A 23,973-nucleotide genomic window follows, 5' to 3' on the forward strand; every position below is an offset into this window, starting at 1 on the left:
TTCTCAAACCTTTTCACTGGAGCGGCGACTGACGCTTTTGTAAAGATCGTCACCGTCGCTCCAGTCGGTTACTTTGCCGGAGAAGAGATGCTGCGGCGGGACGACTTCAGGTCCGTCGCCCGGCCCTGTCGGTGGTGTATAGTAACCGAGCGCATAGCTGCCCATGCAATAGCCGAGCAAATCGCGCAGCGCCGGATCGAAATCCTTGGCAATATGCGGCGGGCAGGACAGATACTGGTTCTCCTCTTGCCGCAACCAGCCCAGCGCATAGGTAATGTTCAATCCCATCCGGTCATGATCGGCCTGATTGGCCCCGCCGCTGTGAATGACCGACCCAGAATAGACGAGGACGGACCCCGCTTTCATTTCGGCATATTGGATTTCATCTGGCTTGGCTTCGCGCCCTGCTTCCCAGTTGTTCGAATCGGGCACGACCTGCGTCGCGCCATTTTCCTGCGTGAAATCGGTCACTGCCCAGATCGTGTTAAATTGCGGCTCAATACTGTCCTGCAGAAAGCCGCCCCAGGCCAGCCGGTCGCGGTGAAGCGGTTGCTTGACCTGTCCCGGCTGGATACGGATCAACTGCGTCAGGTGCAGTTGCACCCGCTCGCAAAAAGGTTTCAGAAAGGCGTTGGCACCACCCAAAATCAGGTCATCCATGACCAGAGCGCGGCACGCCGCGGACCGCGCGACCAGCGCGCCAGTACGCGTCGTCTTGCGTCCGGTGAAATCATCCCGGCCGGGCTCGGTCGCCTCGACATAGGGCATGATTTCCGCGCGCAGCCGATCCAGCGCCGCAGCGTCAAGCACATTTTCGACGATCGCGGCCCCGTCGGTTTTCAGGACTTCGGCCAGCTGATCGGGGCTGCTGCTCGCCGACAGACGTTGCAACTGTGCCATAATCCTTCTCCTTTTTTTGGAAAAGAATATACAGCTCACCGGTTCGGTGCAACCCGGCGAGCATGCCCGCCGCTAGCAGTCTAAAACGCAGGGAAAATCAGTCACGCGTGTCGTGAGAAATTCCCTCTTGCGCGCTTTCCAATTCGGCTTCCAGGCGGTCAGCATAAATATCGCCCAGACGCTCTTCGCATTTGGTCACAAATTCGTCCTCGGCGACCGGGAACATATCTTCCTCTTCTTCCTCGATATGATGTTCATATTCGTGGCGAAGAACCTTGAATTTCTGTAGCCAGCCTGGGGACGACATTTCGATATCGTCCAGCTCCGCCATCAGGTCGTCCAGTTCCTTATGCTCGGCGACCGAATGCCGGCCGTCTTCCTGCAACTCGGGACGCGCCAGCATTTCAGCATAGAGCGACTGTTCCTCGGCATTGGCGTGCGCTGTTACCTCTTCTTTGAATTGGGTATAAAGTGATCGCCGGTCGGGACTGTCACCCTCTGTCTGGGAAATCTGTTCCAGCAGTTCGCGATGCTTGTCGTGATCGTCTTTGAGCAGTTTGAATATCTTCGCCATGATGTTTGGTCTCCTTTTGCTTCACACAACCCGCGCGCAATCGAAAGGTTCCACCAACATCCAGTCTATTTCATGTTTCCCGCCAATGTATCGGCAATGATCCGCCAGACCTTGGGGTTGAAGCCAAGGCCGAGATGCCCGCCGTCCACGCGAATATTGCGCGCCTGTGGGTTATAGATATCCTTGGCGATATCTGGTCCGACAATCCCGTCGCGGTTGGAATAGAGCACCGTGAGCGGCTGGCTGAAACCAAGGCTGTTGCGCGCGTGAACCTCTTCTTCAAACCGGTCGAGATTGATCTGCGCCGATTTGGCATAGCGTTGGCCGGGCGTCGTATATTTCGGACCACCAATAATCGGCGTGCCCATGGTAATCACCTCACGGACCATATCGGGTGACAGCCGCGCGACTTCGCGGGCGATAATGCCGCCCAGTGACCATCCGATCAAGGTCAGCGGTTGCCGATCATTGGCATCATATTGATCTTTTGCAACGGCAGTAAACCGTTCGATATCGCGATCTACAGAGCCTTGATTCCGGCCCAGGCCCCAATCAAAAACATCGTAGTTGAGGCGGCTCAGAAAGCCTTTTAGCGGGTTCATCGACAATTCGCTGCCGCCATAGCCGGGAATCAGGAAAATCGGCCGGCCGTCTCCTTTGGGGGCCGTGACAAGGCGCGGCCATTGCAGACCAAAACCGATAAAGTCCAGCGGCAGGGCCAGCTCGCTAAATTGGGCCAACCGGTTCGGTGGACGCAGGCCGCTTGGCATCGGTATCACATTGGCATTGGTCATCGGGCTTCTCCTGCAGAAAAACTGCTTTCAAGACGCCGTTATAAACTTTTTGTTCGCAGGTGCAACATTTGCTGCCTAATCAGCGTCAGCGTCAGCGCCTTCTTTATCAGCGCCATTGCCGGGCATGATTTCAACAATGATATCGCCCGCTTCCAGCTCTGACGCCTCGTCTTCCCAAAAGCCGTACATGTTATTGTCACGATAGATACGAACGCCCAATCCTTCTTTGACGATATCTTTCATCGCCATTCCAACCTCGTCTTCCTCGACCGGGCGTTGGACCAGCTTCACGCGGCCAGTGGCAGAGGCCAAATCGCTGAGATAGTCAGATATCTTGGCGCCCTCACAGCTACCCGCGAGCAGCAATCCTGCAAAACTGACCGGGTTGATCACGGTCGTCGCGCCCGCTTGCCGTGCGAGCATTTCATTATCCGACGCGCGCACCGATACGCTGATCGGCAGATGATAGGCAAGGTGGCGGGCGGTCAACACGATCAGGATGCTGGTATCATCGCGGCCTGCCGACACGATCATTGATCGCGCCCGCGAAATCTTGACGTTCATTAACGTCACATCACGTGTCGCGTCGCCATTAATGACTGCACAGCCCAGCTTTTCCGCCTGCGCCAGTGCGTCGTCAAACGGGTCAACAACGACGATTTCTTCGGGATTTGTACCCCGTGCGATCAATTCCTGCACCGCTTCCTTGCCGCTGGTCCCGAAACCGGCGATCACAATATGGTCGTGCAGATTATTCTGGATGATTTTCATACGCCAATTGTCCCAGGTTCTTTTGAATACAAAATTATAGGCTGTGCCAAGAAATATAAGCACAACGAAGATGCGAATGGGAGTCACGAGCAAAGCATCGAACATCCGCGCACGTTCGGTTACCGGGGCGATGTCGCCATATCCGGTGGTAGTGATCGAAATCATCGTGAAATAGATCACATCCAGAAAGCTGACATCCCCGTCATAGCTGTCCTGCAGACCATTGCGATCGAACCAGTGCACGGCAACAGCCGCGGCGATCAGGCCAAAGACAAACAGCACCCGCCATGCAATATCCACCCAGACGGGCATGCTCGATTGCCGCCGCAGCGTCAGATAATCGGAAATATTGCGGGAATAGCGCCTGGACATAAAAGAATCAGGTCCGCTTCGGCAGATGGGAGACGGGGTTTACCGGTTTTCGATCTTTACGAATTTCAAAATGCAATTGCGGTTCCTGTACATAGCCGCTGTCTCCAGCCAGGCCGATGATATCACCAGCCTTGATCTTTTGTCCACGCGTAACATTGAGTTTGTCCGCATGACCGTAAGCGGTGACCCAGCCATCACCGTGATTGAGCAGGATCAAACCGCCAAAAACATCGATTTCATCGCCGCTATAGGCCACCACGCCATCGGCAGCGGCGCGAATGGGCGTGCCCTTGGCGACGGCGATATTCAGCCCGTCGTTGACTTTACCGCCACCCTTGCTGCCAAAACGAGAGAGCAGCTTGCCATCCACCGGCCAATTAAAGCGGCTAGACGATCCGGTCGGTGCGGCAATCGCGGCCGGTTTTTTCACCGGCGCAATGGCTTTGCGCCAATCAGAGGGTTCTTCAGCGGCGGAAGCCTCTGCGAGCGCTGGCTGACTGCCGGTAACAATGTCGTCGATATCCAGATCAAAAGCCGCCGCGCGCTGCTCGATGCTCATTTGCTGCGGATCTACCGGTGTCGCCGATGGCAATAGTAATTTCTCTCCGACCCGCAAGACAAACGGTTCTTCCAGCTCGTTCAGCGCGACCACATCTCGCCACGGCACACCATAAGCGCGCGCAATCGCGATGCCGGTTTCTCCGTCATTGACCCAATGATAGCGGCCACCGGTGATGGTCAGCTGTTGCCCCGGCTGAATCACATAGGGTGCCATCAGGCCATTGGTGGTGGCAATGATTTGAGCGCTGGCCCCGGTTTCATTGGCAATAGCGCGCAGCGTGTCGCCCGGTTTCACGGTATAAATGCTGTCACCAATCACCATGGCATTGGGTGTGACCCGCTGGGCCGTCCAGGTTGGCGGCGGCGCGTCCGCCGGGCTTTTTCCAAATATGGAAGCATCGGTTTCCAGCATCGGTGCCGGAGGCTCCGCCGCTGCATTTTGCGGCAAGCCATAATCACGGCCGGCCGGAATGCAGGCCGATACAGTGAATAGCAGACAACAAATGATAAAGTTACGCATAGAACGCCCCGTTCACTCACCCTTACCCCTATAAGAGCATCGCTTGTCTAGCATCAAATCGGTTCGTTGCCAGCCCCCGCTTAGCGGTCCGGTATGGAAAGCGTTGTGTTTGGTTTGTGCCTGAGTGAAGAGGCTAAGCAGCGAAGGAGATGTCAGCGGGTTATGTAGCAGCGTTGGCTTTGGGTGCAAAAAGGGAGATTAGAGATTGCTCGAACTAAGGCGGTCACATACTGAATTAGAATGAAAACTGGACCAGATAATATTGATTTTAATGTGAACAAGAACCGGCGCATGTTCGTGTGTGCCTTCACCTTGATGGCTGCGATAGTCAGCGCTTACTGTGTTGGAGTTATTCTTGGGCTCTGGGATAACGAGAATATCGACTTGGATAAATTCGAAGGCGCAAAATTAATAGCTGTCACGATATTTTTAATATTGGGTTCAAGCTATTTAGCATTGAAATGCAAAGAGTTTTTTAAGAGTGAACGGGTATTTCGAATATCGGAAGAATACGTGGAACTGGCAGATCGCAATCAAATCCAAATCTCCAACATAAAGTCCATTAAACATGTGAATTTCCCCATTCATGACGATGTTATCGTGTGTCACGATGGGACCGAGTTCCGATTAAAAACATATTTGACTGATGTCACTCCAGCTCAATTGCACGAATTAATCTTCAAATAATATGGATAATCAGCTCCTAATGTCCGCTTGCGGGATATTATAGTCACAAACGCCCGCTTGCAGGACCACCCTTCTGCAGGAAAGAAGCCCTGTCTGGGTCATTCTTTCACCGCAGAAGATACGCCCGCCTATGTTTCGTAAAGCTTGTGCAACCTATCCATCGATTCATAGTGCGTGAGATCCAGATGCAGCGGCGTGATCGACACGTAACCGTCGGCAATCGCTTCGAGGTCGGTGCTGTGCGCAGGCGTTTCGACCATTGGTCCAAGGTTCAGCCAATGATATTCGAAGCCGCGCGGGTCGCGATTGCTGATAAATTGCATGCGGCCATAGTCGCGGATACCCTGCGATACCACGCGGATGCCTTTGACTTCACTCGCGGGCAAGGCCGGAAAGTTGATATTGACCAAGGTCCGGTGATCCATGCTTTGCTTGATGAGCGGACGCAGCACCCTTTCCCCCCATTGCAAAGCCGCCTCAAAGGGCACGTCATCACCCATTTCGCCGCGCGCATAGGCCTGGCTGATCGCAATGGACGGAATACCGGCCAGCGCGCCTTCCATCGCGGCCGACGCTGTCCCCGAATAGGTCACGTCTTCACCAAGGTTCGCCCCGCGATTGACGCCAGAAAGGATCAAGTCGGGCAGGCCGTCTTTCATGATTTTAGCGACTGCCATCATCACGCTGTCGGTCGGCGTGCCATCGACCGAATATTGTTGATCGCCGCGCTTGCGGACGCGCAAGGGGCGGGTAATTGTTAACGAATGACCAGCGCCCGAATTTTCATCTGACGGCGCGACAATCCAGATATCGTTGGAAAAATGCTGCGCAATGTCGAGCAGGACCTTCATGCCCGGGGCATCAAATCCATCATCATTGGTCAGCAAGATACGCATCGTTTTTCTCCTTATATCGTCATCCCAGCGAAAGCTGGGATCTCGTTAGGTTCAGCGCTGGCCTTAAGGAGATTCCAGCTTTCGCTGGAATGACGGTGGCTTTAAATTGTCGCAACCTCCAGTTTTTCCATCCCGCCCATATAAGGCTTCAATGCTTCCGGAATTGTTACACTCCCGTCTTCCTGCTGATAATTTTCTAATACGGCCACCAGCGTGCGCCCGACCGCAAGGCCCGAACCGTTGAGCGTGTGGACAAATTGCGTGCCCTTGGTCTCGCCTTCGGGCCGGTAGCGCGCATTCATCCGCCGTGCCTGATATTCGCCGCAGGTCGAGACGCTGGAAATCTCGCGATAAGCGCCTTGGCCTGGCAACCAGACCTCCAGATCGATCGTCTTGCGCACCGTCGCGCCCAGATCACCGGCGCAGAGCATCAGGTTACGATAGGGCAGTTCCAACGCTTCGAGGATCGATTCTGCCGAGGCCAGCATATGCTGAAACTCGGCCTCATCCTGATCCGGCTGGGCCACCGTGACCATTTCAACCTTTTCAAACTGATGCTGGCGAATATAGCCTTTGGTATCACGACCAGCCGACCCTGCTTCACTGCGGAAACAGGGGGTCAGCGCGGTAATCCGTTGCGGAAGATGGGCGCCATCAAGAATTTGTTCCCGCACACTATTGGCCAGGCTGGTTTCTGATGTCGGGATCAGCCAGCGGCCATCGGTCGTCTGGAACAGGTCTTCGGCAAATTTGGGCAGCTGCCCGGTGCCGAATACCGCCTCTTCACGCACCAGCAGCGGCGGCGCACATTCGGTATAGCCATTTTCCGTCGTCTGTTTGTCGAGCATATATTGCCCGATCGCGCGTTGCAGCCGCGCCATCTGACCACGCAGGAAGGCAAAGCGCGCGCCGGACATGCGCGCTGCGGTTTCAAAATCCAGCCCCAGCGCGGGACCGATATCGCTGTGCTCGCGCGGCGTGAAATCAAAATCGCGCGGCGTGCCCCAGCGCTTGATCTCGACATTATCCTCTTCATCCGCACCATCAGGCGCTTCCGCGCTCGGCAAATTGGGCAAGGCCGCGACAAGATTTTGAAGCTTCTCCGCCGCTGCGCGCGCCTGGTCTTCCAACTCGGGCAGGCTCGCCTTCAATTCCGACACTTCGGCCATCAGCGCCTGCGCGGTTTCCTCGTCGCCCTGCCCCTTGGCCTTGCCAATCGCTTTGGATGCCTCGTTGCGCCGCGCCTGGCCTTCCTGAAGTCGGGTCGCGAGACTGCGGTTTTCCTCGTCGAGCGCCAAAATGGTCGCCGCCACTGGTTCCACACCGCGCCGCGCCAATGCGGCATCAAAATCGGCCGCGTTTTCTCTGATATATTTTAGATCATGCATGGGACAAGCCTATGCCGAGACACGGGCTTTGGTTCAAGTGCAGAGCACGAACCTCCCAACAAAAAAAGCGGCCAGATTGCACAGGCCGCTTTTTGATTTCTTCTACGTGGGTTGCCGTTTACGCGGCGACCGCCTTCTTGGCTTTGCGGCTACGGGCAAACAAAGCGGCTGCCGCTGCGCCGAATAGCAAGACAACGGGCGGGGCAGGAACGGGCGTTCCGCCGGTGGAGCCGCCGGTTGATCCGCCGCTGCTGGCACCGGATGAGGTGCTGGAGCTTGAGCTGCTGCTCGAACTACTGGAGCTGCTGGACGAACCGCTGCTGCCAAAGCTCGATGATCCGCCCGTCGCACCTGAAGAGGTTGAGCTTGACGAACCGGATGATCCGCTGCTGCCCGAAGACCCTGTACTGCCACCGGAACCGCCGCTGCTGGATGAACTGGAACTGCTGGATGAGGAACTACTCGAACTACTCGAACTGCTGCCGGATGAGCCGCTACTCCCCGAAGAACCGGAGGAACCGGAACTGCCTGAAGAGCCGGAGCTTCCCGAGGAGCCGGAGCTGCCTGTGCTGGTCATACCACTGCTGGTGGACGCACCGGGATGGCCGCTGGAAGTGTTGCCGCTTGAGGTCATACCGCTCGACGTCATGCCGCTTGACGTGTTGCCGCCGGAGCTGGAGGAGCTTGAAGAGCTACTCGACGAGGAAGAACTGGAGCTGCTCGACGAACTGGATGAACTACTACCACCAGTGGAGGTGCTGACACCGCCGGTAGAGGTGCTAACCCCGCCCGTTGAGGTACTGACGCCACCTGTAGATGTGCTTACGCCGCCGGTTGACGTACTCACACCGCCCGTAGACGTGCTTACGCCGCCAGTGGATGTGCTGATGCTGCCTGAGGATGTACTGGTCGAACCGCCGGTTGAAGTACTGGAAAAACCACCGGTGGACGTACTGGTCGAACCACCACTTGTTGAACTGCCTCCGGAAGACGTGCTGGTAGAGCCGCCGCTGCTGGTTGACGAGATAACAACAGAACCGCCTCCCGATCCACCGCCGCCGAAAAAGCCGCCAAAAAAGCCGCCGCCGAAACCGCCGCCATAGCCGCCGCTACCGCCAATCACCACCGGAACGGAGCCGCCGCCGCTTTCCAGCACAGGTATTTCCGGCAAAGGAGCAGGAATATAAGCTGGCGCTGGAAGCGGTACAGGTTGAGCTGGTGCCTGCGTGATCGTCACCACGCTGGGCGCACAGGCGGTAACGGTTTTCGTAACCGTGCGCCGGGTGCGTTTGACTTTCCGCGCCGATTGGCCCCGTTTCAGGACCCGTGCGCGCACATGTTTCTTTTTGTCGACCTTTTTGATGTAGGGCGCAGCGGGTGCTTCTGTGACATGCACCGCACCACCACCAATTAACGCGCCGCCGCACGTGCAAGCGCATAATTTTGCTAAAGCCATTTTTACCGACATAAGATTCACTCTCTTCCGCTTGGAAACGCGATATATCGGACAGCAAGAATATGCTCGTCGTCGATTTCGTTTCCCGACATCCATAAAAAGCGCAGAAGAAACTGTTCATCACAATTCCGTTAACCTTGTTTCCGGCAAGAAAAATCGAAAAACCGTTATCAACTTCTCGCCAAGCAGAGTTAATGTCCCGAATTGATACCGTTTGCTTTCAACATCTTGCCCTTATGGTCTAAAACTATCGATAAATCCGGTGTTTAGGTCGACCATTGATTCGCCGAATCTAGGCTGACGCACGGTCATCCAGACGTTTCCGCGCCATATCAGGACATCAGCAGCATTATTTGATCGATAGCGGCATATTGCATCTTGTCTAAGACGAACGCCAAGTTTATAGGCCCGATTCACGGCCGTTCCTTCGCCGACCCATATCGGGTTGGGGGCAGATGTTGGAGAGTATATTTGGCGTCCTCAGCGAAAAAAACATCCGGTTCGGATAGCGGTTCCAAAGATGAAATCGTGCTCGAAAGCGGTTATAAACCCAGTGCAGACGAAGAATTTATGAATGACCGGCAGCTGGCCTATTTCAAGCGTGCTCTGGAACAGTGGAAGCTCGATATCATCGAGGAATCCAAGGAAACCCTGGCTCATCTGCAGGACGGACCCATTCAAGAAGCCGACCTGAATGATCGTGCGTCCAGCGAAACCGATTGGGGTCTCGAACTGCGCACCCGCGACCGGCAACGCAAACTGACATCGAAAATCGATTCTGCACTGCGGCGGATCGAAGAAGGCGAATATGGTTATTGTCAGGTTACCGGCGAGCCAATTTCGCTCGAACGGCTCGAAGCAAGGCCTATTGCAACGATGAGCGTGGAGGCGCAGGAAGCCCATGAACGCAACGAGAAAATCTCTCGCGATCAATAGCTTGCCGTTATCGAATTATCGGTCCCCTGCCGGGCCGACCTCAACCATCCAAAATGATGATTCAGCCTTAACACGAAGGGCTTAAAGCATCTGGCCCGTTTGAAACGATCAAAGCGTTCCACTGATTTCCCGCTAACCATCGCCTTGTAACGTTAACCAATTTTCCATCTTTTTGGGGCAATAATTGGCGCTAGAAAACGTTATGTTACATCAATTTGCGGGAAGCACATGAAAGAACCTTTTGACGATAATCTGGGAAAAAATGCCCAGACGAGCGGCCTGCCGAAACGCGAGCTTGATCGTGATAGCCTCTTTCTCAAAGCTGTTTTGCGTTTTGTCGATGGCGATGATTGCGGCGAAGTACGGATTCGCAATCTTTCCGCTGGCGGCTTGATGGCGGAAGCTCCGGTCATTGCCAAGCGCGGTGATAAAGTCGAGCTGGAATTGCGCAATATCGGACGCGTTACAGGGTATATTGCTTGGGTTGCGCAGGGCCGCCTGGGTATTGCATTTGATCACCCCATTGATCCAAAACTGGCACGGAAACCCGTCGGACAATCCAAGGTGGAACTGCCCCGCTATTTGAAACAGCACAACGCCAAACGCCAGCCATTAGCCCATGGGCAGCGTCCGCGCTAAAAGCGCAATCACAAATCTGCTTGATTAGAACCCAACCGCTGCATAGGACCGTTTAATCATTTGATTAAACGGGAGCAAGATATGGCTGGGCCACTAGCTGGAATCAATATTATCGAATTTGCAGGCATTGGGCCCGGACCTTTTTGCGGCATGATGCTTGCCGACCAAGGGGCTACGGTTACGGTTCTGCACCGGCCCGGCGGTGCACCTGATGGCCGTCTCTCACTATCCCGCTCGCGCAATCTTGTCGAAGTGGATCTCAAATCCGACGCCGGTATTCGAAAAGCGCGCGACCTGGTCAAAGAGGCTGATGGGTTGATCGAGGGCTTTCGTCCCGGTGTCATGGAAAGGCTCGGCCTTGGACCGGATGTCCTATTACAGGATAATCCCAAGCTGGTTTACGGACGGATGACCGGATGGGGACAATATGGGCCGCTCGCCCATGCGGCCGGACATGATATAAATTATATCTCTATCTCCGGCGCATTGCATGCCTTTGGCCGCGCTGGAGACAAGCCGACCCCGCCGATCAATATGGTCGGGGACTTCGGCGGTGGTGGCATGATGCTGGCACTGGGCATGGTATCGGCCCTGCTGCACGCCAAAACCGGCGGCGAGGGACAGGTCGTCGATTGCGCGATGACAGACGGTTCAGCCGCTTTGATGGCGATGATTTTTGACTTTCATAACGTCGGCCAATGGCGCGATGAACGCGGCGTCAATCTGCTTGATACCGGTGCACATTTTTATGACAGTTACGAAACGGCCGATGGGAAATATATCTCCATCGGATCGATTGAACCGCAATTCTATGCACAGTTACGCAAGGTCGCGGGATTGGAAGAGGATGCAGATTTTGACCCTCAGATGAACCCGAAATCCTGGGGCCCATTGAAGGAGAAACTGACCGCCTTGTTCCTGTCAAAATCCCGAGATGAATGGTGTGCGCTAATGGAGGGCACGGATATCTGCTTTGCCCCGGTTCTGTCGCTGGCAGAAGCCAAAAAGCATCCACATAATGTTGAGCGGGAGACGTTTGTTGATGTTGGCGGACATCTGCAACCAGCGCCCGCGCCGCGCTATTCCGTCACGATATCAGACAAGCCCAAACCGCCAAGCTGACCAACTGCCTTGCGCTATGCAGAGTGGATCAGAGCCGCCAAAGCTAATTGCCCAGCGCGCTCATTGCGCTTTTGACAAAGCTTGGCCCGATCGTGAGCTCTGTTCCGTTTTGCATTACCAGATATTTGCGGCGCCCTTTGCGGCGAATATCGCGCACATAATTCCGGTTTACCGCAGCCGAGCGATGAATCCGAACAAACAAACCGGGAGGTAGCCGTTTCAATAGCGATTGCATTGCTTCGTGCACCAAATAGCTGCGATCTGGCAAACATAGCCGCATATAATCGCGATCTGCCTCAATCCATCCGATATCAGCGCTGCTAATCTGTACGGCACTATCGCCGTCCTGAACCCAAAGCCGCCGATCACCGGTCGGTTGCAAGCCAGTTTGATCGGTTTGTCGCCTTTGCTGCACGCGGCTGACAGCTTCTCTGAGCAACTCTTCCTTGACCGGTTTCAGAAGATAATCTGCGGCGTCATAGCGAAACGCTTCAACCGCATAGCGGTCATGAGCGGTGGTGAAAATAATCTCTGGTGCGGTTGCCAGTTGCTGACATCGTTTCGCAACATCCATACCGGAAAGATCTGGCATATCGATATCGAGCAGCAATATTGCGGGGCAGTTTTCCGATATTATGTCCAGCGCTTCGCGACCGCCGCTCGCCATATCTATGCGATTGATGTTGGTCATCCTGTTACACAGGGATTTTATGCGGCCGCGTGCCAAGGGTTCATCATCGACAATCAATATGTCGAGCTTTTGGTCTGATGTCATAGACAATAATCTCGGAAAATCTGTTCTTCATCGGGAATGATAATCGTCGCCACCATCTTCTCATCATTTTCACTATGCGTGAGCAAGGCAGCAGCAGGTCCATATAGAGCGGCCAATCGTTCCCTGATATTGGAGAGCCCCGTTCCGGTGCCATCGGTTTTGGCGTCGCCAATCTCAATTCCGCCATCGTTGGTGACGACAAGTTTCAGGCGGTCAGCGTCCTTGCGTGCCGAGATAGTGACAGACACCGGCTGGCACGAGCGAGCAACACCATGTTTGATCGCGTTTTCAACGAGCGGTTGAATAATCAATGCCGGAATTTTCCAGCTGCGCACATCATTATCGATATGCACATTGAAAGACAGGCGCTTGGGAAAACGAACCTGCTCAATCTCAAGATAGCGGACTTGCTGGGCGATTTCCTGTTCCACCGTAATCATATCGCCGTCTTCATCATTGAGGACAGAACGCATATAGTCCGCCAGGCCGTCTACAAGATGTTCCGCCTGACTGTTTTTATTGTCGATGATCAGACTGCTGACAGAGTTTAAAGCGTTAAAGACAAAATGCGGGTTTAACTGATAACGCAACGCACGCATTTCGCTCTCACGCGTCACGCGTTCCAGATTCCGGCTATGAATCAAAGCCGCCTGTGTCTTGCGGCTATTGGCCATCGCCAGATAAAGCCCGCCCCAGCCGACCAATATCAGATAGTCAACAAAGGCTGTGTCAAAAAAATGAGACAGTGCCATATCCAACGGAAGATCGTGATTGGCGCTGATATGCGCCAGTATCGGAGTTGGAAAAGCCAATATCAAATCCGTCAAATAGGCGATGGCGATCGCCAGAAATATGGTCGGTATCGTCAAAATCAATACGGCGCGGGCCGTACGATCGCCAACTAGAATTAAGCATCGATATAGCGCCCAAGTTACGGTCACTGAAATCACGGCAGTTATCAGATAAGCTATAAGCGAATGGCTATGGTGTGGCGCTCCCCAAAGCATCGCTCTTAGCGCATTGACCATGAAATAGGCTGTCCAAATGCCAAAGATACTTTTCATCGCGAGATCAATATTAATCGGGAATATCCGATGCCAAAAAGGCGAAACTTTGGGCGATAGATTGTCTACGACAGGGATCAATCTCGTCGCCACAATAGCTTACTCCGAAACTGCTTCTGATGCGGACTGATCGTTTTGGTCTTCCTCGGTTGTTAAAGCCGGCGTGCGGTTCAAGCCCCTTTCGGTTCGCCAGTAAGTTGCAAAGCTGGCCAACCAATGGCTACCGGCATAATGCGGTGTGCGAACGGATTGCTCACCGGCATCTCCGTGCAATTTTGCTGAAGCCAGCAGCGCCGCTTTTCGCGCATCGCCTTCCGGCAGAGCCGTCGCTATGCCTTCCAATGCCCATGCGCGCGACAGGTTCACACCATCCAGATGAACAAGTTTGCCATCAGTGGGATCATTGACAATACCGACCGCCAGCCATTCGGCGCTGCCGTCTGTCGGTATGTTCGGCAAAAAGGCGGTCAGCCAATCGGCAAATTCTGTCGCGGGCATAATCCGCCGCATCAAATCTGCTTCCATCAGACAGGGAGAGAGAAAATCTTCGCCGGACGGCTCGTAGGCAATTGGACAATCACGATCCTCGCGATGGAAGCCCATGCTCTTATCCGTAATCAATTTTGTCATCTCGTCATCGCCGCTAATCCGCGCCCAATCGAGAAACAGACCAAAAGCAAAAGCAGACTGATTATGGGTGCCGAGCCGGATCGGATAAGCAAGCTTGGGCACCCATGTGCTGATCCGGTCTTTCACGATCGATTCCAGAGGCTTTAGTTCGTTTAGCCAAGTTTGTGCCTGCTCCGCCTTCGCACCGTCACCCGCCGCGATTTCGGTCAGTTCAGCGGTCAACTGCAAAAACCAGGCAAGTCCATAAGGCCGCTCAAAAGAAGCCCGGCCTTCGCCATTGAAATAAGCAACCTCTCCGGCAATTTTGTCGGATGTGAAATTATTGGCCAGCGCTGCGGCAATCTCATTTTCCATTTCCGGCACAGAACCATTGCCCCACAATCTGGTCAGTAACCAGTGACCGTGCACTGCGCTGTGCCAGTCAAAACATCCGTAAAATACAGGCGTAAGCCGAACCGGTTCCTGCACATCACTGGCGCTGGTCATCACATGGCTGATTTTATTGGGATATTGTTTGTTCACGCAATCCAGGGCGATCCGGGCATAGGCATGTTCCGGCTTGCGCGGTGATTGCGCGTTTTCCGCGGGATCAGGCGCAATATTTTTACGTTCGAAATAGCTCTGCTCGGACGTACTTCTCTGTCCTTCATCATCGCTTACCGAACAGGATGATATCATCATCGTCATTACCGAAAGAATAGTTAAGCGCACTAACATATATTGCTCCCCAAAAAGCATTTCTAGCATAGAGAGGAATTGACCGGATGGCAAAACGCTATAGGGCAAATATTCGATAGATTTTTGCCGTTTTCTGTCAACATATTCATTTTTCAGGATCATATTATCGCCAGCCAGCCCGCAATATTTCTTACCGGCAGTCCGATGCGGCATATTACGGTGATGACATTGACGGCAAGCATCGGTTTGCTGACGATGTTCATCGTCGATTTTGTCGATCTGTTATATATCGCACAGCTCGGCGACAGCGCGCTGACTGCGGCTATGGGCTTTGCCGCCACGATCCTGTTTTTCGGAACCGCTTTCAATATCGGCCTTATGATCGCAGCCAGCGCCTTGGCAGCGCGGAAAATCGGCCAAGGTGATACCGCCTATGCCCGGCGATATCTTACCAACATCTTGGCGCTGAGCATGATGCTCATCATCCCGCTGGCGATTATTTTCTTTATCTTCGCGCCGCAAATATTGGATCTTGCCGGCGCAACCGGAACGGCAAAAGACGCCGCGATCGGCTATATCCGCATCGTAGCCCCATTCATGCCATTTAGCGTAACAGCTATGGTCTGTTCCGGCTTTTTACGGGCCCACGGAGCAGCGCGGCGGGCGATGAATGTAACGCTAAGCATGGGCATTGCCAATGCGATACTGGATCCGATTTTCATCTTTGGTTTTGGCCTTGGTGTCAACGGCGCCGCTATGGCCACAGCTTGTGCAGCCATTGTTTCATCGATCCTCGCTGTCGTACCTATCATCAGGCATTATGGCGGATTTCAAAGGATTTCATCGGTCCTGTTCAAAGAGGATTTAAAGCCGGTTATGGCGATCCTGTTGCCTGCAATCATGACCAATGTTGCAACCCCGGTAGGCGGCTTTATCTCCTATCGTTTCATCGCCAGCTATCCCGATGAAATCATTGCTGGTTTTGCGGTTATGGGACGGGTCGTTCCGGTCGCCTTTTGCCTGTTATTTTCCCTTTCAGGTGCCGTTGGACCGATTATCGGACAGAATTTCGGGGCCCTGCAATTTGACCGTATCCGTCTGACCATCCAGCAAGCCATGGGCTTTGCGCTCGGCTATACATTGCTGGTCTGGCCGCTTTTGTTCCTGCTCCAGGGTCCGATCAGCGATGTTTTCAATTTGCAAGGCGAAGGACGCGATGTGTTCTGGCTTTTTGCTGTCTATCTGACTCCGCTATTTTTCTTCAACGGCATATTGTTCATCTCCAATGCGGCATGCAACAACCTGGAACGCCCTACCTGGTCGATGGTGATGAACTGGTTGCGCAACACATTGGGGATATACCCCTTTCTGTTGGTTGGGGGAGCGCTTTACGGCCTGCCCGGTATTGTCATCGGGCCGGCTATAGGCGGCGTGCTATTTGGCATTATCGGCTATGGCATTACTCGGTATTTGGTAAACGTGCAGGAAGCGAATCACATTTCCAGCTAGGGTCGCCAATTGGCAGTTTTTCATGAAGACCTTGCCCAATCGGCCGCTCATTTTCTCCGATTTCTTGGGTCCGGCATCTGGTAGGCGGCAGAATTGCTGCGTTAACCATTTAACACCCGGCGGCGCCCCGTCCCATCTTGAAACAGCCTGATTTTGGCCAGCGATACCTGCTGAAAAAGACTGTATTTCCGTCGCTTCCGGCCCGGATGGGCTTTTTCAGGTGTGTCGACCAATTACAGATCGTGTTCCTCCTCCCTACGTGCCGCAGCTCAGCAGTGGTGATTCAGCCGTTGCTGGACCGTCAGGATATGCTTTTTCGCCATCGCCTGAACCCGCTCAAACGCGAATTGTTGCGGAACAGAAACCGGCGCCAAAACAGACAAACTTCGTTACGCCGGACACCGATGTAACCCAACCACAGCCTGCAATAACTGGTCGCCTGCCGCGCTGGTTGATGCTAAATGTCCGTGAACGGATATTGCTGGGCCTGTTGATTTTTAGCCTCATCATGGTCCCTGCCACGATACCGCAAGCCAGTCTTGATGCGCAGCCAAATAATCCAAGCGACCCCAACTTGCAGCCAGTCGAACGCGCCGAAGAAAATTTCGCGGGCTCGGCATTTTACTTTATCGATCCCGGCTATGCGATCCCGCAAAATTACGGGGACCTCGCCATTGATCCGCTGGCCGAACAAGGCAGTAACGAAATTGACGGGTTACTCACGGATAGTGACGGTTCCGCTGCCAGCCGCGATCAAACCGCCTCCGCACATCTGATCCACCCTGTTGCCTTCCGGGCCTCGCTGACGGACAATAGTCGGGCACTCCAATGCCTGACCTCGGCCATATATTATGAAGCCGGTCTTGAACCTGATGCGGGACAACGCGCCGTCGCACAGGTGGTGCTCAACCGGGTGCGCCATCCCAGCTATCCGCGTACCGTTTGCGGTGTGGTTTTTCAGGGCAGCGAACGGCGTACCGGATGTCAGTTTTCCTATACGTGCGATGGATCCTTGCGCCGCTCACCATCGAAATATCATTGGAATCGCGCTAAAAAAGTCGCTGCCTTGGCTCTATCCGGCAAGATCGCATCGCCCGTTGGAACGGCAACACACTATCACACGACGGAAATTTACCCCTATTGGGCGCCCAGCCTGCGGTTCCTTGGCACTATCGGCGCGCACCGCTTTTATAGCTGGAAAGGCAGCGCTGGCAAAGCGACGGCGTTTAGTCAGGCCTATCGCGGCGGTGAACCCCTGCCTGCACCAAAACCGCGTAGATATGATCCGAGTCCCGCCACATCGCTCGACCCCATCGCATTGGAAAAAGCTTATGAAGCTGGACGGCGAAAGGCAGAAGCAGAAGCCGCGAAATCCGAGAAAGCAGCCGCAATCGCAGCCGACAATGCGCGCCGACACAGCTTGCCGGCTCCGACCAACAACGCCAGCGCACCCAAGACCTACCAAGCGCCCAGCTATAGCAAGCAAGCGCTGAAAAAGGGCGGAGAGGAAGCCTTTGCCGGTCAAAAATTGCCAAATGTCAGTCAAATCAAACCAGAATATCGTAATGCTGGCAGTTGGAAAACAAAACCGGGCAGTTAGTTCGCTCGACAAGGCAATTTGTTAGTTTCTGGCGCAACCAAACGGCGCTTTTGCTTGCCATTCCCCTTGAAACGAGCCTAAAGCCACCCGATTTTAAGTGAAAGATATTGGAGTGTGCTCATGGCGACGAACTGGACGCCGAACGGTTGGAGAAATTTTGAAGGGCTGCAGATGCCTGATTATCCCGATGCTGCAAAGCTCGCGGATACCGAACAGCTGCTTGGCACCTATCCGCCGTTGGTCTTCGCCGGTGAAGCGCGTAGCCTAAAAAAAGACTTGGCGGAAGTGGCAGAAGGCAAAGGCTTCCTGCTGCAAGGTGGTGATTGCGCCGAAAGTTTTGCCGAATTTCACCCCAATAATATTCGCGACACGTTCCGGGTCATCCTGCAAATGGCTGTGGTCTTAACTTACGCATCAAAAATGCCGATAGTGAAGCTGGGCCGCATGGCAGGGCAATTCGCCAAGCCGCGTTCTGCCCCGACCGAGACGCAAGATGGCGTCGAAATGCCCAGCTATCGCGGCGACATTATCAACGGCATCGAATTTGAAGAAGGCCGCCGTCAGCCCGATCCAGACCGGATGGTCCGCGCCTATAATCAGGCCGCGGCGACGCTCAATCTGCTGCGTGCTTTTTCAACTGGCGGTTATGCCAACCTGCAACAGGTGCATGGCTGGACCCATGATTTCATGAGCCGCAGCCCGTGGGCCAAGAAATTCGAAGAAATGGCGGACCGTATCGGTGAAGCGCTCTCTTTCATGGAAGCGTGCGGGATCAATCCTGACACGGTGCCGCAACTTAAGGCGACTTCTTTCTACACCAGTCATGAAGCTTTGCTGCTGCCCTATGAAGAAGCATTGACGCGGCAGGATAGTCTGACCGGTGAATGGTATGACACCAGCGCGCACTTCCTGTGGATTGGTGATCGCACCCGCTTTGAAGGATCCGCTCATGTCGAGTTTTTGCGCGGCATTGGCAACCCGATTGGTATGAAATGCGGGCCATCGCTGAAGGCCGATGACTTGCTGAAAATGCTGGATACGCTGAACCCGGGACGGGAAGCTGGCCGGATTACGCTGATCTCACGTTTCGGACATGACAAGGTGGAAAGCGGCCTCGCGCCGCTCGTTCGCGCGGTTAAGCAAGAAGGTCATCCAGTTATCTGGTCCTGTGATCCGATGCACGGCAATGTTATCAAAGCGGATAGCGGCTATAAAACCCGCCCGTTTGAACGCATTCTTGCCGAGGTTCGCGGCTTCTTTGCCGTGCACCGCGCCGAAGGCACTTTTGCCGGCGGTATCCATTGCGAAATGACTGGCCAGAATGTCACGGAATGTACTGGCGGCGCTGTCGCTATTACCGACGCGGCGCTGGGTGATCGCTACCACACCCATTGCGATCCACGGCTCAATGCAGCGCAATCGTTGGAACTGGCTTTCCTTTTGGCAGAAATGCTCAATCAGGAACTGTCAGACCGTGCTCAGGAAGCTGCTTAAGACATGGCGGAGAAAATCAAGCCGGAACGCATGCGTCCGGAAGATTATGCGCAAGGAGGATCACCGATGAGCAGAGGGGCCACCTATGTTCGCAAGGAAATTGTCAGCAAGGGCGTAGGCTTTGGCAGCGCGCTGGCCATTGCGATCAGTTTTACGACCCACAATTCGATTATCTGGGCGATCATCCACGGTTTTCTTTCGTGGCTTTACGTCATCTACTATGTACTGACGCGTTAAGGCGAGAGTGCAATATGGCGATGATAACAGTCTATTATCGTGACATTTCAGAGCTTTCCCTTTATTGATACACACGGTTACTAATGAACCTGGGGATTGCTATGCACCGCTTTGCCATCTTGATGATACCGATAATGGCTATCACCGCCAGTTGCAGCGGCCCGATAGAAACCCGCATTCAAACCCAGGCCGCATCGACACTACCCGCGCAAACACAATATAGCTTTTCAGCAAAGCCCGAACAAAATAACAAAACCTATGACCAGGCGCGCGAATTGGTCGCTGACGCCCTGTCAGCCAAGAATTTCGTGGCTGCCCAGCAAGCACCGGTGATGGTTCATATCGCCTTGGCTAACCGCACGGCTTCAATTGCAATGACAACCGGTGAGAAAGATCAGATCGATATAATCGCGCCGCAAAAAGAGCGTAAATTTCTGCAATCCTGCGATGATATAGAACATCGCCTCACGCTTACGATGGTCGATGTGGCAGATGGCTCTACCCTATATTCCGGAACGGCGGCGGAATATCATTGCAAAGGCTCTTTGGAACAGTCTCTACCCTATCTGATCGATGGTGCGCTCTCTGGTCTGGGCGACGATCCAAGCCAGATACCGAATAAAATAACGCGCACGCGCGCTGGCATAGAATAGCCAGCAAATCATGCTGGTTCCACCGGATCCGGCGCAAGCGGAAGCAGAACCGTAAAACACGCACCGCTGTCTCTCATATTTTCTGCGCGGATCGTTCCGCCATGACGCGCAATGACCGCGGCCACAAAATTCAATCCCAATCCAGCGCCTTTGACCGCGCCTTTGGAATCCAGGTCGTTGCTGGCAAATCGCTCGAACAAATGATCCACCATATCCTCGGCAATACCGTTGCCCTGGTCGGCTATAGTTACCGATACAAAAAGCTGTTTATCGATGGCGATATTACGCAACTGGATCGTGATCTTACTGTTATCCGGGCTATATTTGATTGCATTGTCGATCAGATTGGCGAAGGAGCGATAAAGGCTTGATGGCTCACCAATGATGAAGGCCCCATCGGTTTGGTCCTCGACGGAGGATTGAATGCCGCGCTGCTTGGCCAGTGGCCAAAGACTGTCATTTGCTTCGATCACGAGATCAGAAAGTAATATTTCCTCTCCCGAAAACTCACTGGATTTAATTCTCGCCAAGCCAACGAAGTTATCCGCCAAGGCCAGCGTCCGCCGGGCGTGATTTTCTATTCGCCTATTGTCATCAGTCGCATCTTGACCATCCAACAGGGCAAGGATGGCGGCCTGCGGCGATCGCATATCGTGAGACAGAAGCTGCAACACTTCTTCGCGTTCCTGGGCAGCATTGGCAACCTCGGTGATATCAGCGAGATAGTGGATATGACCGCGCAGGTCTCCCTCATCAGACAAAACCCTCGCTCGGCGCATCGCGAAAACCTCGTCATTCAGCGACGTGAAATCAACATAGTCATGTTCCCGTAAATTTTGGTCCAGCGCCAGATAATCTTTGACATCGTCCAAATCTTCCGGCGCGACAAAGCGTTTTAGCATATCGTCGAGCGCAAGATTCTGTGCACCATCTTCAACACCAGTCTGGGCCAGCTTGTTGACGAATTTCACTTTGCCGTCGAGATCGGTGATAAACATCGGATCAGGTAAATTGGTCAGCGCATCGGAAATGAACCGCCGCAAATCGCGGACATGTTTGATGGCGTGGGCCAGTTCTTCGGCCTGTTCCGTGACCAAATCGACCGGGCCAAGCGGCGCCTGTAAAACCGGAATATCGGGCGTGTCCGACCGATAGTTTTTCAGCTCATCGTCCATGAAATCACTGGTCGCCTGCAGCCGTCGCCAGCCCCAGACCGGATAAACAAGCGCCAACCCAACCAATGCAGCACCCGGCGCAAACCAAATGCGGAGCGACAGCAAGATTGCACTCGCCGCCAATATGCAGATCACCAGTCCGACCGAAACAAAAATCGTTGTCCGCGGCCGCCAGCGCCAAAAGCCGATCAACAATATCCATGTCGGGATTAGCGACAATGCGATTTGCGTGGGAACAGAAACCGGCGTGATGAAGTTGTCTTCTCTAATATCATTCAGCAGGTTGGCCATAATCTCTACACCCGCCATGGTACCGCCGTCGCCGAGCGGAACCGGATGCTGGTCACCCAAACCCTGTGCCGTTGCCCCTACCAGGATGATTTTGTCCTTTAGAAACGCCCCAGGCATCTCGCCATTTGCGACAGCCGCATAAGAAACCTGAGCAAAGGTCCCCCGGTCCGCATAGGGCATGAGCAGCGGTTTCTGGCAATCAGGACGGCGGCTAAAGGCCGGCGAAATGCCACCATTGATGCTGCGATAAACCTGTTCCATCAAATGCGGCCAGGTTACCTCCATACTGGTGGCGGGATCCGCTATTCCCCGGAAACAAAGCGACGTTCGGCGAACGACCCCATCGCGATCAAACAGCAAATTGACGTGGCCAATTGCACTCGCCGCTTGCTTCAGCGGTGCAATTGGCTCCTTGATATCAAAGTCAGCGCCATTGCTTCCGGGAAAAACGAAATGCAACGGCAGCAGCAGATTCTCGTTTTTTGCGGCTGCATCAGCAAGCGCCATATCTTCCGCGCTATCACCGGGCTCACTCAACAATAGATCAAAGGCGATCGCTTTTGGGTCGGCATCAGCCAATAATGCCAAGAGCTCGGCATGACGATCCCGCGACCAAGGCCATTTGCCAAAGGCTGCCAGACTATCTTCGTCAATGGCTATAATTAAAACGTCATCTGGTGCCGCCGGTCGGTCATATTCCGAGAGCTGGTCGTAAAGCAGGTTGTCGAAATTTGCGAGACTGTTCCAATAGATTAGACCGGTAACGATCAGCGAGGCCGCCAAAGCCACACCGGCCCATTCAATCCCCAGACGACGGCGTAGTTTCATAGATCGTCGGCTCTCCTAAATCGGACTATAGAAAGGGCCTCCATCGACCCTTGCGATTAAGCGCCTAACCAGCCACCGTCAATTTTTCATAATCGGTCCATTTCTGGAACACATCCTTATCTTCAGGATCGGACGAATATTGCGTAACCCCGACACGCCAATAATATTCGCCGTCTGGTAAATCAGATAAAGTAATAACGTCTCGTGTCAGTCCAGCCTCGTCAACAATCGGAACGGATTTGGTGCTGCCAAGCATCAATTGAAACCGGTACGTTCGTTTGCCGCTGCCAGCCCCAATCCATTTGAAACGATAACCAAAATCGCCGCTATCAGCACTGCCGCTTAAAGTGCTCAATTGGCGCTTGAAGGAATAAGTCTCTGGCATACCTTCAAAGCCGTCTTCATCGAAGGCCGTTGCTTTCCCAAAATAACGGCCGTCCGCCAAACCATCCAGACTTACCATATTGCTCTCACTGCGCTGCTCCGCAACAATGTCAACAAAGCCCGCGTCGGACGATATCAATATGCGGTGTGCTTTCGCCGCTGGGCGAGGCGCGATCACAAAATCCAAACTGTCTTCCGATTGTACTTTCGCCGGATCCACCAGTTCGGGCGGTGTGAGCAGATCTGCCATCGCAAGCTCGCCCGTTACAGTTGCCGCAGCGCCGGTCCCGGCCGGCACCGAAACGCTGGACGCTCCATCAAAGCTTTCGCCCGCCGCGACTTCAACCGATCCCTCAACCGTTTCTGAAAAAGCAGTGCCTGTTTCTTCGTCGACACGGGTTCGATAATCGGTTCCCCTTACGGCGGAAACGGCGACCGGTGTTCTTACACGGTAGCGATCAGCTTTTTTGTCAAATGGCGTGATTTTAGAGCGAACCCGACCGCTATCGACCGCCAACTCGTAATCAATGCTGTCGGTCAGCAGAATATGGCGAAGCCGCGTGATCCGCATCTTGCTATTAGAGGGCATCGAAATACGTGATCCGTCTTCGAGCTGCAGCGTCAGGAAACTGCCAGCGGATGTCGCAAGCCGGCTGCCTTCGCCGATCTCGAGACCTTGCACAGGCGTGATGGCCTGCCCGTCAGCAGCTATCACAACATTGCCGCGAAAGGCGCTCAGACTGGCTTCGCTCTGACGGTATTTCAGCAGACGAAAAGGAATGGATACCGTTTTCCCGATGGGAATGAATCGCGGATTAGCTATGCGATTGAGCCGCTGAACCGCGACATAGTCGGACCGCTTGCGCATATATTTCTCAGACAGGGCGATCAATGTATCGCCTCGCTTGAAGGTATATTCCACCTGCATATTATCCGCGGCGGTCTGGGCCTGAGCGGCCATTGGTAAAACGGAAACGGGTATGAATGACAGAAGAATTGAAACCCGCAAATATCTGAAATATCTGCGCTTACTCATCTC

General features: G+C 53.9%; 22 protein-coding genes. 10 read left to right on the forward strand and 12 right to left on the reverse strand.

The genetic code is table 11. The features are described from left to right. Positions 1-3 precede the first annotated feature (3 nt). The 5 genes from J4G78_RS06695 to J4G78_RS06715 form a co-directional block, all read right to left on the reverse strand. Positions 4-900: a phytanoyl-CoA dioxygenase family protein gene (locus J4G78_RS06695; RefSeq protein WP_207989527.1), complete on the reverse strand. Its 897-nt coding sequence runs from the start codon at positions 898-900 to the stop codon at positions 4-6. Positions 901-997: 97 nt separating this feature from the next. Continuing rightward, a complete protein-coding gene (locus J4G78_RS06700) occupies positions 998-1,474 on the reverse strand; it encodes a hemerythrin domain-containing protein (protein ID WP_207989529.1) in 477 nt (158 codons plus the stop codon). A gap of 65 nt (positions 1,475-1,539) precedes the next feature. Beyond that, positions 1,540-2,268 (reverse strand): esterase/lipase family protein, encoded by a 729-nt coding sequence (locus J4G78_RS06705; RefSeq protein WP_207989531.1) that lies wholly within the window; start codon positions 2,266-2,268, stop codon positions 1,540-1,542. A 75-nt stretch (positions 2,269-2,343) separates the two neighbouring features. Continuing rightward, the gene (locus J4G78_RS06710) at positions 2,344-3,411 is read right to left on the reverse strand and encodes a potassium channel family protein (protein WP_207989533.1); all 1,068 of its coding nucleotides are present in this window, start codon (positions 3,409-3,411) and stop codon (positions 2,344-2,346) included. A 7-nt stretch (positions 3,412-3,418) separates the two neighbouring features. Then, positions 3,419-4,492 (reverse strand): M23 family metallopeptidase, encoded by a 1,074-nt coding sequence (locus J4G78_RS06715; protein WP_207989535.1) that lies wholly within the window; start codon positions 4,490-4,492, stop codon positions 3,419-3,421. A 240-nt stretch (positions 4,493-4,732) separates the two neighbouring features. Here J4G78_RS06715 and J4G78_RS06720 point away from each other — a divergent pair, with 240 nt between their 5' ends. After that, entirely contained in the window at positions 4,733-5,179 is a 447-nt protein-coding gene (locus tag J4G78_RS06720; RefSeq protein WP_207989537.1) for a hypothetical protein, read from the forward strand. Positions 5,180-5,307: 128 nt separating this feature from the next. On the opposite strand, the gene surE is transcribed toward J4G78_RS06720, so the two are convergent. Further along, positions 5,308-6,075 carry a 5'/3'-nucleotidase SurE gene (gene surE, locus J4G78_RS06725; protein WP_207989539.1) on the reverse strand — a complete coding sequence of 256 codons (768 nt, stop codon included), beginning with the start codon at positions 6,073-6,075 and terminating at the stop codon, positions 5,308-5,310. 101 nt (positions 6,076-6,176) lie between these two features. Beyond that, a complete protein-coding gene (serS, locus tag J4G78_RS06730; RefSeq protein ID WP_207989541.1) occupies positions 6,177-7,463 on the reverse strand; it encodes a serine--tRNA ligase in 1,287 nt (428 codons plus the stop codon). Positions 7,464-7,555: 92 nt separating this feature from the next. On the opposite strand from serS, the gene J4G78_RS06735 reads away from it, so the two are divergent. The 4 genes from J4G78_RS06735 (at position 7,556) to J4G78_RS06750 (ending at position 11,616) form a co-directional block, all read left to right on the forward strand. Beyond that, a complete protein-coding gene (locus J4G78_RS06735) occupies positions 7,556-8,566 on the forward strand; it encodes a ribosomal eL19 family protein (RefSeq protein WP_207989542.1) in 1,011 nt (336 codons plus the stop codon). 878 nt (positions 8,567-9,444) lie between these two features. After that, positions 9,445-9,855 carry an RNA polymerase-binding protein DksA gene (gene dksA, locus J4G78_RS06740; protein WP_375140362.1) on the forward strand — a complete coding sequence of 137 codons (411 nt, stop codon included), beginning with the start codon at positions 9,445-9,447 and terminating at the stop codon, positions 9,853-9,855. Between the two features lie 228 nt (positions 9,856-10,083). Next, positions 10,084-10,494 carry a PilZ domain-containing protein gene (locus tag J4G78_RS06745; protein ID WP_243457256.1) on the forward strand — a complete coding sequence of 137 codons (411 nt, stop codon included), beginning with the start codon at positions 10,084-10,086 and terminating at the stop codon, positions 10,492-10,494. 81 nt (positions 10,495-10,575) lie between these two features. Further along, positions 10,576-11,616, forward strand: coding sequence for a CaiB/BaiF CoA transferase family protein (locus tag J4G78_RS06750; RefSeq protein WP_207989544.1), 1,041 nt, complete (start codon positions 10,576-10,578; stop codon positions 11,614-11,616). A gap of 43 nt (positions 11,617-11,659) precedes the next feature. On the opposite strand, the gene J4G78_RS06755 is transcribed toward J4G78_RS06750, so the two are convergent. The 3 genes from J4G78_RS06755 to J4G78_RS06765 all read right to left on the reverse strand — a co-directional run bounded on the left by J4G78_RS06755 (position 11,660) and on the right by J4G78_RS06765 (position 14,802). Then, positions 11,660-12,391: a LytR/AlgR family response regulator transcription factor gene (locus tag J4G78_RS06755; RefSeq protein WP_207989546.1), complete on the reverse strand. Its 732-nt coding sequence runs from the start codon at positions 12,389-12,391 to the stop codon at positions 11,660-11,662. Further along, a complete protein-coding gene (locus tag J4G78_RS06760) occupies positions 12,388-13,455 on the reverse strand; it encodes a sensor histidine kinase (RefSeq protein WP_207989548.1) in 1,068 nt (355 codons plus the stop codon). The genes J4G78_RS06755 and J4G78_RS06760 overlap by 4 nt, the downstream gene beginning before the upstream one ends. Positions 13,456-13,554: 99 nt before the next feature. Next, positions 13,555-14,802, reverse strand: coding sequence for a DUF2891 domain-containing protein (locus J4G78_RS06765; protein WP_243457257.1), 1,248 nt, complete (start codon positions 14,800-14,802; stop codon positions 13,555-13,557). A gap of 39 nt (positions 14,803-14,841) precedes the next feature. Here J4G78_RS06765 and J4G78_RS06770 point away from each other — a divergent pair, with 39 nt between their 5' ends. The 5 genes from J4G78_RS06770 to J4G78_RS06790 all read left to right on the forward strand — a co-directional run bounded on the left by J4G78_RS06770 (position 14,842) and on the right by J4G78_RS06790 (position 20,256). After that, positions 14,842-16,272, forward strand: a complete 1,431-nt coding sequence (locus J4G78_RS06770; RefSeq protein WP_207989549.1) for an MATE family efflux transporter — start codon at positions 14,842-14,844, stop codon at positions 16,270-16,272. A gap of 220 nt (positions 16,273-16,492) precedes the next feature. Then, complete coding sequence (locus J4G78_RS06775; protein ID WP_243457258.1) at positions 16,493-17,872, forward strand: cell wall hydrolase; 1,380 nt, start codon at positions 16,493-16,495, stop codon at positions 17,870-17,872. Positions 17,873-17,992: 120 nt separating this feature from the next. After that, positions 17,993-19,366, forward strand: a complete 1,374-nt coding sequence (locus tag J4G78_RS06780) for a class II 3-deoxy-7-phosphoheptulonate synthase (RefSeq protein ID WP_207989551.1) — start codon at positions 17,993-17,995, stop codon at positions 19,364-19,366. A 3-nt stretch (positions 19,367-19,369) separates the two neighbouring features. Then, positions 19,370-19,603: a hypothetical protein gene (locus tag J4G78_RS06785; RefSeq protein ID WP_207990877.1), complete on the forward strand. Its 234-nt coding sequence runs from the start codon at positions 19,370-19,372 to the stop codon at positions 19,601-19,603. A 134-nt stretch (positions 19,604-19,737) separates the two neighbouring features. Further along, positions 19,738-20,256, forward strand: coding sequence for a DUF4136 domain-containing protein (locus J4G78_RS06790; RefSeq protein WP_207989553.1), 519 nt, complete (start codon positions 19,738-19,740; stop codon positions 20,254-20,256). Between the two features lie 8 nt (positions 20,257-20,264). Here the strand turns inward: J4G78_RS06790 and J4G78_RS06795 are convergent, their stop codons facing one another. Continuing rightward, complete coding sequence (locus J4G78_RS06795) at positions 20,265-22,550, reverse strand: CHASE2 domain-containing protein (protein WP_207989555.1); 2,286 nt, start codon at positions 22,548-22,550, stop codon at positions 20,265-20,267. 64 nt (positions 22,551-22,614) lie between these two features. Beyond that, complete coding sequence (locus J4G78_RS06800; RefSeq protein ID WP_207989557.1) at positions 22,615-23,970, reverse strand: FecR family protein; 1,356 nt, start codon at positions 23,968-23,970, stop codon at positions 22,615-22,617. Positions 23,971-23,973: the final 3 nt, after the last annotated feature.

The sequence above is a fragment of the Parasphingorhabdus cellanae genome (assembly GCF_017498565.1).
Lineage (GTDB): Bacteria > Pseudomonadota > Alphaproteobacteria > Sphingomonadales > Sphingomonadaceae > Parasphingorhabdus > Parasphingorhabdus cellanae.